The organism is Actinopolymorpha singaporensis, assembly GCF_900104745.1.
GTDB lineage: Bacteria > Actinomycetota > Actinomycetes > Propionibacteriales > Actinopolymorphaceae > Actinopolymorpha > Actinopolymorpha singaporensis.
Genome location: NZ_LT629732.1, coordinates 6,152,377 through 6,165,540, shown reverse-complemented (window position 1 = coordinate 6,165,540; position 13,164 = coordinate 6,152,377). Strand labels below are relative to the sequence as shown.

Here is a 13,164-nt window from a genome sequence, read left to right as displayed (position 1 = left end):
CGCACCACGCGCCGCACCCCGCAGGCCCGTCGTGGCGGTGGTCTGGTCGTGGCGGTGACCGGTGCTGCCTCCGGGCTGGGCCGGGCCCTGGCCGAGCGGCTGGCCGGTCTGGAGGAGATCAACCGCGTCGTCGGCCTGGACGAGCGACGTGGCGACGTCGAGGGCGTGGAGTGGCGGGTGCTCGACATCCGGGACCCCGCTGTCGCGCGGCGGATCGTCGGGTGTGACGTGGTGGTTCACCTCGACGTCGACCTTTCGCCCGATACCGAGCCGCGGCAGCGGAGTGCCCGCAATGTCCGCGGCGCGCAGACCGTGCTGACCGCCGCGGCGGCGTCCGGCGTACCCCGGATCGTGCTGTGTACGAGCGCGATGGTGTACGGCGCGCTCGCCGACAACCCCGTGCCCCTGCCCGACGACGCTCCCTTGCGTGCCCGGCCCGAGGGCGTGGTGGCCGACCTGCTGGAGATCGAGTGGCTGGCCCGGCGGGCACCGCGGGCGCATCCGGGGCTGTCGGTGACGGTGGTGCGCCCGGCGATGGTGGTGGGCGGTGCCGTCGACACCTTCCTCACCCGGCACTTCGAGGCGGCGCGGCTGCTGGTGATCCGGGGCAGCCGGCCGAGCTGGCAGTTCTGTCACGTCGACGACCTGCTGAGCGCGCTGGAATGGGCAACGCTCGGCCGGGTCGAGGGTTCGGTGACGGTCGGCAGCGAGGGCTTCCTGGAGCAGGACGAGGTGGAGAAGCTCGTCGGCCTGCCCCGGCTCGAACTCCCCGAGAGCCTCGCGCTGGGTGCGGCCGAACGCCTGCACCGCCTCGGGCTCACTCCCGCGCCGGCCAGCGACCTCGCGTACGTCAGTCACCCCTGGGTAGTCTCCTCGGACAAGTTGCTGGCCGCCGGTTGGCGTCCCGTCCACGACAACACCACCGCGTGCGAGGCTCTCGCGACCGACGTGGCCGGAAGGCACACCGCGCTGGGCCGGCGGATCGGCCGGCGGGAGACCGCCACGCTGGGCGCCGCCGGTGCGACGGTGGCGCTGCTGGGTACGGCCGCCGTCGTCCGACGGGCCAGGCGCCGCAAGACCAGAGGGGGAACGTGACCGACTCGACCGAGCCGACGGCGACCACCGCGACGGAGGTGCCGGACGCCTACGGGTCCGGGCAGCCGGACGTGACACCGGACGACCGGATCCGGCTGCTCGACCTTCGAGAGAGCCCGCTGTCCGCCGACGAGGTGCTCGCGGCGATCGCCGATCCGCGGGCAGGCGGCTTCTGCCTGTTCGTCGGCGCGGTCCGCGACCACGACGAGGGCCGCTCGGTGACCGAACTCGGGTACGAAGCGCACCCGCTCGCGCTGCGGGAGTTGCGCGCCGTCGCCGAGGAGGTCGTCGCGGCGCATCCGGTGTGCGGCCTCGCGGCCGTGCACCGCATCGGTGACCTGGCCATCGGCGAGGCCGCGGTCGTCGTGGGAGTGTCCGCACCCCACCGCGACGCCGCGTTCGCGGCCGCCCGGATGCTGATCGACGACCTGAAGGCGCGGGTTCCGCTGTGGAAGCACCAGCGGTTCACCGACGGCGACGCGGAGTGGGTCGGCGCCTAGGGTCTGTCCTCGGGCCGGCGCGCGGAGTCGGTCCCAGGTCCGGGGCGCGTCTCGAGCACGCCTGTCGAGGTGACCGGGGCGGCGTCACCTAACCTTGCCCCCATGTCCCGCCGTACCGCGACGATGGCGCTGACCGCCGTCCTGCTCGTCGCCCTGGTCGCTCTCGCGTGGTTGGTACCCGTTCCGTACGTCGCGATGAGCCCCGGGCCGACCGAGAACACCCTGGGCAAGGTGTCCGGCAAGCCGGTCATCACCATCGAGGGGCACCGGACCTACCCCACGAAGGGACAGCTGGACCTCACCACGGTGGCGGTCACCAGCCCGGACCAGAAGCTCGACCTCGCCGGCATGGTGGCCGGGTGGCTCGACCCGCGGGTGGCCGTCATTCCCCGCGACTACGTCTACCCGCCCAACCAGACGCCGGCGCAGGTGCAGGAGCAGAACGCCGAGCAGATGGAGACCTCCCAGCAGGCGGCGATCGCCGCAGCACTGCGGCAGACCGGCGACAAGGTGACCTCGGTGGTGCAGGTCAAGGCCGTGGTGGAGAAGTCGCCGGCGGTGGGCCGGCTGAAGGCCGCCGACGTGATCCTGGCCGTCGACGGCACGAAGGTCTCCAGCGCCCAGCAGGTCGTGGCGCTGGTGGGCCGGCACCAGCCCGGGGACAAGCTGGTGTTCTCCGTCCGCCGGGGCGGCAAGCCGCGCGAGGTCACCATCACCACCACGAAGTCGCCGACCGACGCCAAGCGCGCGTTCGTGGGGATCCAGCCGTTCGACGGCTTCCAGTTCCCGTTCGCGGTGCGGATCAACCTCGGCCAGGACATCGGCGGGCCGAGCGCGGGCACGATGTTCGCGCTGGCGATCGTCGACAAGCTCACCGCCGGCCAGCTGACCGGGGGACGGCACGTCGCCGGCACCGGCACCATCGACGCCGACGGCAAGGTCGGCCCGATCGGCGGGATCCAGCAGAAGATCGCGGGCGCGAAGGAGGGCGGCGCCACGACCTTCCTCGTGCCGGCGGCGAACTGCCCGGCGGCGGCCGGGGCGTCCACCAAGGACATCCGGCTTGTCCGAATCGCTACACTGCGTGATGCCGTCTCGGCATTGGAGGTTCTGAACAAGAACCCCAAGGCCACCGTGCCGACCTGTGGCAGGGGCTGACCGGTCGCCGTACCACGACCGACCGGGTGGGTGGGAACTCCGCGGCCTTGCCCGAAGTTGCCTCACTGACGGCGGGACGTCCCGTGCGTCCGCTTCGGTGTACCCACTCTCCCGACCTCCGCCGAAGAACCCCGACGAAGACTCAGGCCGAAGAAACCCCCCGCACCGAGGAACGAGGACCACGTGAGCAGCTTCTCCGCCCCGCGCGATCCGTCCAGGCGAGGCTTCCCCGGGGGCAACGTCCGCACCCGTGCACTGGTTCCCACCATCGTGGTGCTGGTCGTACTCATGGCGGTCTTCGGTATCTTCACCAACTTCTGGACCGAGCGGCTGTGGTTCGGCGCGGTCGACTACTCCGGTGTCTTCACCACGACGCTGGTCACCAAGATCGGGATGTTCGCCGTCTTCGGCGTTCTCCTGGGCGCCGCCGTGTTCGCCAACCTCGCCCTGGCGTACCGCCTCCGGCCCCGCTACCGCGCGATGTCGACCGAGCAACAGACCCTGGACCGCTACCGCGCCGTGGTCGACCCGCACCGCAAGCTGATCGCGGGTGTCGCGGCGCTGCTGTTCGCGCTGATCGCGGGGTCGAGTGCGGCCGGCCGGTGGGAGACCTTCCTGCAGTGGCGCAACGCCACCAGCTTCGGCACCAGGGACCCGCAGTTCAACCTGGACGTGTCGTTCTTCGTGTTCGGCTATCCGTGGTACCGCTTCCTGATCGGGTTCGGCTTCTCCGTCATCGTGCTGTCGCTGATCGCCGCCCTGGTCGCGCACTACCTCTACGGCGGCATCCGACTTCAGACGCAGGGACAGAAGGCGTCCGCCGCCGCCCAGGCGCACGTGTCGGTGCTGCTCGGGCTGTTCGTTCTCCTCAAGGCGGTCGCCTACTGGTTCGACCGCTACGGCCTGGTCACCGCCGGCCACCGGATGTCCAACCAGGCGTTCACCGGCCTCACCTACACCGACGCGCACGCGGTCCTTCCTGCCAAGACGGTGTTGACAGTGATCGCGGCGATCTGCGCGCTGCTGTTCTTCGCCAACGTCGTCCGCCGCACCTGGCTGCTGCCCGGTCTCGGGGTGGGCCTGCTGGTGCTGTCCACGGTGCTGCTCGGCTGGGCCTGGCCGGCGATCATCCAGCAGGTGACCGTACGCCCGAACGAGCCGGTCAAGGAGAGCAAGTACATCCAGCGCAACATCGACGCCACCCGCCAGGCGTACGGCGTGAACGGCACCGAGGTGACCGAGTACACCGCGAAGACGAGCACCACCGCCGGTCAGCTGGCCGACGACGCCGACACTCTGCCGGGCGTACGGCTGATCGACCCCGCGATCGTGGGGGAGACGTTCGAGCAACTGCAGCAGGTGCGCGGCTTCTACACCTTCAACAAGCCGCTGGACGTCGACCGGTACAAGATCAACGGCGAGTCGCGCGACGCGGTGGTGGCGGTGCGCGAACTCAGCCTCGCGGGCGTTCCGGCCGACCAGCGCAACTGGAACAACGACCACACCGTCTACACCCACGGCTACGGCCTGGTGGGCGCGTACGGCAACCAGCGCACCCCGGAAGGCAGTCCTCAGTGGCTGCAGGGCGGCATCCCCACCCAGGGCGAGCTCGGGAAGTACGAGCCCCGGATCTACTTCGGCGAGGAGTCGCCGCCGTACTCCATCGTGGGCGCGCCCAAGGGCGCCAAGCCGGTGGAGCTCGACATCCCCGGCGGCAGTGGTGACGCCCAGACCACCAACACCTACCAGGGCAAGGGCGGGGTGCCGATCGGCTCCTTCGGTCGCCGGCTGCTCTACGCCGCGAAGTTCCAGGATTTCAACATCCTGCTCAACCAGTCGCGGATCAACTCCGCGTCGAAGGTGCTGTACGACCGTGACCCGCGTGAGCGGGTCCAGAAGGTCGCACCGTGGCTGAGTCTCGACTCCGACCCGTATCCCGCGGTCGTCGGCGGCCGGATCAAGTGGATCATCGACGGCTACACCATGTCGGCCGACTACCCGTTGTCCCAGCGGCTGCTGCTGGACGACGCGACCTCGACGTCGCTGACGCGGCAGCCGGCGATCGCGGGCCAGCCCAGCGAACGCCTCAACTACGTCCGCAACTCGGTGAAGGCGACGGTCGACGCCTACGACGGGACGGTCTCGCTGTACCAGTGGGACGACAAGGACCCGGTGCTGCGCACCTGGATGAAGGCGTTCCCCAACACCGTGCAGCCGAAGTCGAAGATGCCCGACGCGCTGCTGGACCACGTGCGCTACCCCGAGGACCTGATGAAGATCCAGCGGGAGATCCTCGCGCAGTACCACGTCACCGACGCCGGCTCCTTCTACCAGGGCACCGAGCGGTGGCGGGTGCCCTCCGACCCGACCCAGCAGGGCGCCAAGCAGCCGGCGTACTACCTGTCGGTGCGGATGCCGGGGGAGCAGAGCCCGGCGTTCTCGCTCACCTCGACCTACATCTACTTCAACCGCGAGAACCTCGCGGCGTTCGTCGCCGTCGACGCCGACGCCAGATCGAAGGACTACGGCAAGATCCGGGTGCTGCAACTGGCCGACAAGACCCAGATCGACGGGCCGAGCCAGATCGCCAACAAGCTCAACTCCGACACCCGGGTGGCCGACAAGCTGCTGCCGCTGACCCGCGGTGACAGCCGGGCAACCAAGGGCAACCTGCTCACGTTGCCGGTCGGCGGCGGACTGCTCTACGTCCAGCCGGTGTACGTCGAGAGCGGCTCCGGCGACGCGTCGTACCCGCTGCTCCGGCTCGTGCTGGCGTCCTTCGGCGGGCAGACGGGGGTGGGCACGACGCTGCAGGAAGCGCTGAACATGGTGTTCCAGGGCGACGCGGGTGCCGACACCGGGGAGAACGCCGGCGGCCAGCCGAACCAGCCCGGGCAACCCGGCAAGCGGCCGAACCAGCCCAGCCAGCCCTCGGAGACAGTCGCCGCGGCGCTGGCCGAGGCGAGCAAGGCGTTCGACGAGGCGCAGGCCGCTTTGCAGAAGGGCGACCTCAAGGGGTACGCGGACGCGGTGGCGCGGGCACAGGAGGCGGTGGGCCGGGCAGCGAAGGCCCAGGCCGCGGAGCGTGACAGTGCGGGCAAACCGACGCCGAAACCGACGCCCAAGGCGACGCCGACCCGGACACCCACGCCGGCGCCCAGGCCCGGCTAGGCGACGCACGGACCTGCGCCGTAGGGCGGGACGACGACCGGGGCAAACCGGGCGAATGCTCCCGTCCTGCGGCGGAGGGGGCCGATTTGCACTCGGCCACCATGACCCGTACTCTTTAACACGTCGCCGCGGGGTGGAGCAGCTCGGTAGCTCGCTGGGCTCATAACCCAGAGGTCGCAGGTTCGAATCCTGCCCCCGCTACCAACTCAGAGGCCCGGAGGATTTCCTCCGGGCCTCTGTTCGTATGTGCCGAACATTTGCCTCGCTGGCGCACCGCCGGCTCGGGCAGACTGAGCCCGTGCTGCTGACCGTCTCGACCACCCACCAGCCGGCAACCGACCTCGGTTACCTCCTGCACAAGCATCCCGACCGCGTGCAGGAGTTCAGGCAGTCGTTCGGCACCGTGACGGTCTTCTATCCCGAAGCCACCACGGAACGCTGCACCGCCGCGCTCATGCTCGACGTCGACCCGGTGCGGCTGGCACGGTCACAGGCGAGGAACGCTCCCGACTTCAGCCTGGCGCAGTACGTCAACGACCGGTCCTACGCCGCGTCGTCCCTGCTGGGGGTGGCGATGGCGGACGTGTTCAGCACCGCCCGGAGCGGACGATGCGCATCCCGGCAGGAGCTGGCCGACTCGGCGATCCCTCTCGAGATCGTCGTTCCCACCCTTCCGTGCCGGGGTGGTGCCGACATCGCGCACCGGCTCTTCGCACCCCTCGGCTGGGCGGTCGAGGCCGAGCCCGTCCCGCTCGACGAGGCGTTCGCCGAGTGGGGTGCCTCCCGCTACGTGCGCCTCCGGCTGACCGGCGTCGTCCGGCTTGCCGACGCGCTCAACCAGCTGCACGTGCTCCTGCCGGTGCTGGACGAATCCAAGCACTACTGGCAGGGCCCCGACGAGGTGGACAAGCTGCTGAGGTCGGGCGTGGGCTGGCTCGGCAGTCACCCAGAAGCCACCCTCATCACCCGCCGCTATCTGGGGCGCCGGAGCGGGCTCACCCGGACGGCGCTCGCACGGCTCGCCGAGCTCGGCGATGAGGTCGAGGAGGCCGTCGAGCCGCCCGAGGACGAGGATGTCTCGCAGCCGGAGGAGAAGCGGGTCCCGCTGAACATCCAGCGACACGAGGCGGTCCACCAGGTCCTGCTCGAGGTGGGCGCGAGGACGGTGATCGACCTCGGTTGTGGCCCGGGGCAGTTCCTGGACCGGCTGGTGAAGACCCCGGCGTTCACCCGCGTCGCGGGTAGCGACGTCTCCACCCGCTCCCTCCAGTACGCCGCGCGGCGCCTGCGGCTGGACCGGATGAGCGAGCGGCAGGCCGAGCGGGTCGAGCTGTTCCAGAGCGCCCTCACCTACGAGGACGACCGGCTCGCCGGCTTCGACGCCGCCGTGTTGATGGAGGTCGTCGAGCACGTCGACCCGCCCCGCCTGGAGGCGCTCGAACGCGTGGTGTTCGGCGCGGCCGGGCCGGGGGCCGTCATCGTGACGACACCCAACGCCGAGTACAACGTGCTCTACGAAGGGCTCGCCGGCATGCGGCACCCCGACCACCGGTTCGAGTGGACCCGGGAGGAGTTCGCCGAGTGGTCCGGCCGCGTCGCTGGGACGTACGGCTACCAGGTCGACCTTCGCGGTATCGGCGACCTCGACGAGACCCTCGGGGCCCCGACCCAGCTGGCGATCTTCACCCGGAAGGAGGGCAACGATGACTGACGTGACAGCTGGCCGGCAGCAGGTCGCCGTTCCCGCCATGGGGCTCGTCGTCCTGGTCGGTGTCTCCGGCAGCGGCAAGTCCACCTTCGCCCGCCGCCACTTCAAGCCCACCGAGGTCGTCTCCAGCGACTTCTGCCGTGGCCTGGTGGCAGACGACGAGAACGACCAGTCGGCCACACCGGACGCCTTCGACGTACTCCACTACATCGCCGGCACCCGACTGCGCCGCGGGCTGCTCACCGTCGTCGACGCCACCAACGTCCAGCAGGCGGCGCGCGCGACGCTGGTCAAGCTCGCCAGAAGCCACGACGTGCTGGTCGACGCGATCGTCCTCGACGTCCCCGAGCAGGTCGCGGTCGAGCGCAACCGGCAGCGCCCCGAGCGCGACTTCGGCGCTCACGTCGTCTCCCGCCAGCACCGCGATCTCAGGCGGTCGGTGCGGCGGCTGAACAAGGAGGGGTTCCGCCGCGTCCACGTCCTGCGTGGTGCCGACCAGATCGACGGCGCCGAGATCGTTCGCGAGCGCCCCTGGAACGACCGCACGGACGAGCACGGCCCCTTCGACCTCATCGGGGACGTGCACGGATGCGCGTCCGAGCTTCGCACCCTGCTCGCCGAACTCGGCTGGAAGATCGAGTACGCAGGCAACGCGGCGGTCGGCGCCACGCACCCGGAGGGCCGGCAGGCCGCCTTCGTCGGCGACCTCGTCGACCGCGGCCCGGACACCCCGGGCGTACTCCGCCTCGTCATGGGAATGGTCACGTCCGGCAACGCCTTCTGCGTGTCCGGCAACCACGAAGCCAAGCTCGTCCGTGCGCTCAGGGGCTCCAAGGTGACCGTCTCCCACGGCCTGGCCGAGTCGCTCGCCCAACTGGAGAGCGAGCCGGAGGAGTTCCGTGCCCGGGCGTACACGTTCATGGACGGCCTCCTCAGCCACTACGTCCTCGACGACGGGAAGCTGGTGGTCGCGCACGCCGGGCTGAAGGAGTCCTACCACGGGCGCTCGTCGGGCCGGGTGCGTTCGTTCGCGCTGTACGGCGATACGACGGGGGAGACCGACGAGTACGGCCTGCCCGTCCGCCACCCGTGGGCGCAGGAGTACCGCGGTCAGGCGGTCGTCGTCTACGGCCACACCCCGGTCCCGGCGGCGGAGTGGATCAACAACACCATCTGCCTGGACACCGGCGCCGTCTTCGGTGGCGCGCTCACCGCGCTGCGCTACCCCGAGCGCGAGATCGTGTCCGTCCCGGCCGAACAGCAGTGGTACGAGCCGGTCCGCCCCCTCGCGACGGCCATGGCGGACCGGGAGGCCTCGGTGCTGCGGATCGGCGACGTCGCCGGCACCCGCTGGCTGGAAACCACCCACGCCGGCAAGGTCAAGATCCCGGAGGAGAACGCCGCGGCCGCGCTGGAGATCATGAGCCGTTTCGCGGTCGACCCGCGGTGGCTGATCTACCTGCCGCCCACCATGTCGCCGGTCGCGACCTCCGCGACCGAGGGCTTCCTGGAGCGCCCCGAGCAGGCCTTCGAGGAGTACGCCGGGTGGGGTGTCTCGCGCGTGGTGTGCGAGGAGAAGCACATGGGCTCGCGCGCCGTCGCGGTGATCGCGAAGGACGCCGACGCCGCCGAACGCCGCTTCGGAGTGGGGGACGGTACCACCGGCGTGGTCTACACGCGCACCGGCCGGCCGTTCTTCACCGACACCGCCGATCTCGTCGACCGGCTGCGCCTCGCGGCCGAGCCGCTGTTCGAGTCGCTGGACACGGACTGGCTCGCCCTCGACTGCGAACTCCTGCCCTGGTCGGCCAAGGCGCTCGACCTCATCAAGGCGCAGTACGCCTCGGTGTGCGCGGCTGCCCGCACCGTGCTGCCCGAGGCACTGGCCGTACTGGAGCAGGCGGCGTCGCGCGGACTCGACGTCGGTGACGCTCTCGACCGGTCGCGGCGGCGGCTGAGGAACGCCGAGGCCTTCCGGGACGCCTACGCCGCGTACGTCCGGCCCACCGACGGGCTGGACGGAGTGACCCTCGCGCCGTTCCAGATCCTCGCCTGCGAGGGCCGCGCGCTCGCGCTCACCGAGTCGCACGAGTGGCACCTCGCCGAGCTCGCGAAGCTGGAGGACGACTTGATCACGCCGACGCGGCACCGCTTCGTCGACCTCGCCTCGCAAGACGAACGCGACGCGGCCACCCGGTGGTGGCTGGACCTGACGGCTGACGGGGGAGAGGGCATGGTGGTCAAGCCCGCGCACTCGTGCATGGGCGGATCCAGCCCGGCATCAAGGTGCGTGGCCGGGAGTACCTCCGGATCATCTACGGCCCCGACTACACCGAGTCCCTCGACGTGCTCCGTGGGCGCCACTTGGGGAAGAAACGCCAGCTCGCCCATCGTGAGCACGGACTGGGACTGGAGGCACTGACCGCCTTCGTCGGCCACCAGCCCCTCTGGAAGGTCCACCAGTCGGTCTTCGCGGTTCTCGCACTGGAGTCCGAGCCGGTCGACCCTCGACTGTGACCGGCTCCGGTTCGTAGGACCCGGGCCGGTTCAGTCACCCTGCGCTGGAAGGTGCTGGGGGTCGAGCACCGGGACGACGTCTCGTTCGACCCGCAGTCCGACCCCCCGGCCGGCAACTCGAGCATCCAGCTCTGCGCCCCCCGATCCTGAGCAACCCCCCGCAGCTCAGGCGAGACGGAACGCGAGTTCGGTCTCCCACTTCGACGGGTCGGGTTGCTCGGCCGGGTTGGTGTGCCAGATCTCCAGCCGCGATCCCCAACGGTCGCCGCGTTCGCTCTCCTCGACGTCGAACGCGAGCCCCTGGTGGGCGGCCCACGCCAGCAGCCTCGCGGTGACGTCGACGAGCTGGTCCGGATGGCCGACATGCGTCAGCGTGACGTACTTCCCCGCAGGGAGCACGCCGGCGCGGACCGGTCCGTCGTCCGCGATCGGGACGGCCACCGGGACGCCGACCTCGACCTCGAGTTCGCGTTCCATGTCGATGACGTGGTAGCGGAAGAACGGCGCCGACGCCGGGGCGACGTCGCGTTCGGCCAGCCAGCCGAAGATCTCCGGCATGCGGTCGGCAATCCGGTTGATAGTGCGCATCGTGACGCGCTCGGTGATTCCGGCGTAGGGCTGGTCGGGGCGTTCGACCACGCGCGGGTCGGACAGGGCGTTCCTGGGTGTGCTCATGCGGGGGAGACCGGCCACGCACGAGAAACTCATCGGTCGTGGGTCGTGGGTCGAGGGCCGCCACGAGTGTCGCGACTCACCCATGGTCGGGTCCGGAAAAGCCAGGCAGGCTGGGCCGAAGTGGGGCAGGCTCGACGGATGGTCACCGTCCTGCTGGACGACATCGGTCTGCTCGTCACGAACGACCCGGAGCGCGACGGCCCGCTCGGCGAGGTGCGGAACGCCGCGGTGCTCGTGGAGGGCGGCGTCCTGCGATGGGTCGGACCTGCCACGTCCGCGCCGGTCGCGGACAGCCGGGTCGGGTGCGGCGGCCGGGCCGTGCTTCCCGGGTTCGTGGACAGCCACGCCCATCTGGTGTTCGCAGGCGAGCGGGCGGAAGAGTTCACCGCCCGGATGAGCGGCCGCCCCTACGACGCGGGCGGGATCGGCGCCACCGTGCGCGAGACCAGGGCGGCACCGGACGAGGTCCTCCACGCGCGGGCGAGCGCCCTGGTCGCGGAGATGCTGGCCGGCGGCACGACCACGGTCGAGATCAAGAGCGGTTACGGCCTCACGGTGCGCGACGAGGGCCGGTCCCTCGCGGTGGCCGCCTCCCTCACCACCGAGACCACCTATCTCGGCGCACACGTCGTACCACCGGAGTACGCCGGGCGCCGTGACGACTACGTAGACCTCGTACGCGGCGACATGCTGGCCGCCTGCGCCCCGGCGGCCCGGTGGGTCGACGTCTTCTGTGACCGGGGCGCGTTCGACGCCGAGGAGTCCCGCGCGGTGCTCACGGCCGGGATCGCGGCCGGGCTGTCGGCCCGGCTGCACGCCAACCAGCTCGGGCCCGGCCCCGGCGTACGGCTGGGAGTCGAGCTCGGCGCCGCCTCGGTGGACCACTGCACGCACCTGACCGAGGAGGACGTGGCGGCGCTGGCCGGTTCGGCGACGGTGGCGACGCTGCTGCCCGGCGCGGAGTTCTCCACCCGCTCGCCCTACCCGGACGCGCGCCGGCTGCTGGACGCGGGAGTGACCGTGGCGCTGGCCACCGACTGCAACCCGGGTTCGTCGTACACCTCGAGCATGGCCTTCTGCGTCGCGCTCGCCGTCCGCGACATGGGGATGACGCCGGCGGAGGCGGTCTGGGCGGCGACGGCCGGCGGTGCCCGGGCGCTGCTCCGCGACGACGTGGGCGTGCTGCGGCCGGGTGCGCGGGCTGACCTGACGGTGCTCGACGCGCCGTCGTACGTGCATCTCGCCTACCGTCCGGGCGTTCCGCTGGTACGCGAAGTGTGGAAGGACGGCCGGCCGGTCTCGGGTCACGCGTGGCCGAGGTAGCTCTCGCCGTACTTGTCCAGCAGCGGGCTCAGGTGCACGGTCGTGAGCGCACGGACGGCCTGCTCCGCCCCTGCCCGCAACGCCTGCGGCGTCGTGGAGCCGGCCAGCTGCGCGTGCAGGAAGCCGGCCATGAACGCGTCACCCGCGCCGTTGGTGTCCACCACCGAGGCGACCGGTGCCGCCGGCACCCGGTGCACCTCGTGCCGGTCGTCGACGGCGACCGCACCCTGCGCCCCGAGCGTGCACACCGCGAGGCTGGCTCCGTCAGCGACCAGGGTGTGCATGAACTCCAGCGGGTCACCGAGCTTGTCGGCGTTCATGAAGACGTACGACGCCGCGTCGGCGAACGGCCGGTGGAACGCGGCGCTGCCGTCGTAGTCGTGGAGGTCGGTCCAGATCGGCACCCCCGTCGCGCGTACGACGTCGATCAGGTCCCTGGAGTGCTCGCACAGATCGAGGACGACCGCCCGGGCTCCGCGCAGCTCCTCCAGCAGCCCGGGATCGGGGCAGCTGCCTTCCGGGAGATCTCTGTCCGGAACGGCGGGCAGGCCGAGATAGATCGAGAGCCGGCCACCGTGCGGGTCCATGAGGTTCAGGTGCCGCTCGCTGGCGCCGGGCACGTGGCACACCCGCAACGGGACGCCGGCCGCGGTCAGCGCCGCGTGGATCCGTTTGGCCTGAACGTCGTCACCGAGCACCGTGTGCAGCGTCACCGACCGGTCGAGGTCGACCAGGTGCAGTGCCTTGCCGGCCGAGGTGCCGCCCAGCGTCTCGACGTCACCGTCGGCGAACACGGTGTGCGGACGAGGCGCGGGGAGTTCGGCCACCCGCACGATGTGGTTCCACGAGGCAGGGCCGCACACGACGACGTCGCGTCCGGGACGGTCAGAACGCGTGGGCCTGCGGCCATGCGGCCCAGGACGTTCGGAACTCGTAGACCCGTGATGGCCGTGCGACCCGGAGCGGTCGAGGTCCATGGGCAGGATTGTGTTGCACCGGTCTGCTCGCCACCGGGTC

General features: G+C 71.0%; 8 protein-coding genes, 1 tRNA gene and 1 pseudogene. 8 read left to right on the top strand and 2 right to left on the bottom strand.

Going from position 1 to position 13,164, the window contains the following annotated elements:
* The first annotated feature begins 54 nt into the window (after positions 1–54).
* The 7 genes and pseudogenes from BLU27_RS27585 to BLU27_RS27555 all read left to right on the top strand — a co-directional run bounded on the left by BLU27_RS27585 (position 55) and on the right by BLU27_RS27555 (position 10,149).
* A complete protein-coding gene (locus BLU27_RS27585) occupies positions 55–1,095 on the top strand; it encodes an NAD-dependent epimerase/dehydratase family protein (protein WP_241827674.1) in 1,041 nt (346 codons plus the stop codon).
* Entirely contained in the window at positions 1,092–1,595 is a 504-nt protein-coding gene (locus BLU27_RS27580; protein WP_338417587.1) for a molybdenum cofactor biosynthesis protein MoaE, read from the top strand. The genes BLU27_RS27585 and BLU27_RS27580 overlap by 4 nt, the downstream gene beginning before the upstream one ends.
* A gap of 102 nt (positions 1,596–1,697) precedes the next feature.
* Positions 1,698–2,753, top strand: a complete 1,056-nt coding sequence (locus BLU27_RS27575; RefSeq protein WP_092656604.1) for a YlbL family protein — start codon at positions 1,698–1,700, stop codon at positions 2,751–2,753.
* Positions 2,754–2,936: 183 nt separating this feature from the next.
* Positions 2,937–5,924 (top strand): UPF0182 family membrane protein, encoded by a 2,988-nt coding sequence (locus tag BLU27_RS27570; protein WP_092656602.1) that lies wholly within the window; start codon positions 2,937–2,939, stop codon positions 5,922–5,924.
* A 127-nt stretch (positions 5,925–6,051) separates the two neighbouring features.
* A tRNA-Met gene (locus BLU27_RS27565) sits at positions 6,052–6,128 on the top strand.
* Between the two features lie 94 nt (positions 6,129–6,222).
* The gene (locus BLU27_RS27560) at positions 6,223–7,635 is read left to right on the top strand and encodes a 3' terminal RNA ribose 2'-O-methyltransferase Hen1 (RefSeq protein WP_092656601.1); all 1,413 of its coding nucleotides are present in this window, start codon (positions 6,223–6,225) and stop codon (positions 7,633–7,635) included.
* Positions 7,628–10,149 (top strand): annotated as a pseudogene (locus BLU27_RS27555) (polynucleotide kinase-phosphatase). The gene BLU27_RS27560 and the pseudogene BLU27_RS27555 overlap by 8 nt, the downstream one beginning before the upstream one ends.
* A gap of 165 nt (positions 10,150–10,314) precedes the next feature.
* On the opposite strand, the gene BLU27_RS27550 reads toward BLU27_RS27555, so the two are convergent.
* A complete protein-coding gene (locus tag BLU27_RS27550) occupies positions 10,315–10,824 on the bottom strand; it encodes a GyrI-like domain-containing protein (RefSeq protein WP_092656599.1) in 510 nt (169 codons plus the stop codon).
* Between the two features lie 138 nt (positions 10,825–10,962).
* On the opposite strand from BLU27_RS27550, the gene hutI reads away from it, so the two are divergent.
* The gene (hutI, locus tag BLU27_RS27545; RefSeq protein WP_092656597.1) at positions 10,963–12,147 is read left to right on the top strand and encodes an imidazolonepropionase; all 1,185 of its coding nucleotides are present in this window, start codon (positions 10,963–10,965) and stop codon (positions 12,145–12,147) included.
* Here hutI and BLU27_RS27540 read toward each other — a convergent pair.
* A complete protein-coding gene (locus BLU27_RS27540; RefSeq protein WP_092656595.1) occupies positions 12,129–13,124 on the bottom strand; it encodes a carbohydrate kinase family protein in 996 nt (331 codons plus the stop codon). The genes hutI and BLU27_RS27540 overlap by 19 nt on opposite strands.
* Positions 13,125–13,164 lie beyond the last annotated feature (40 nt).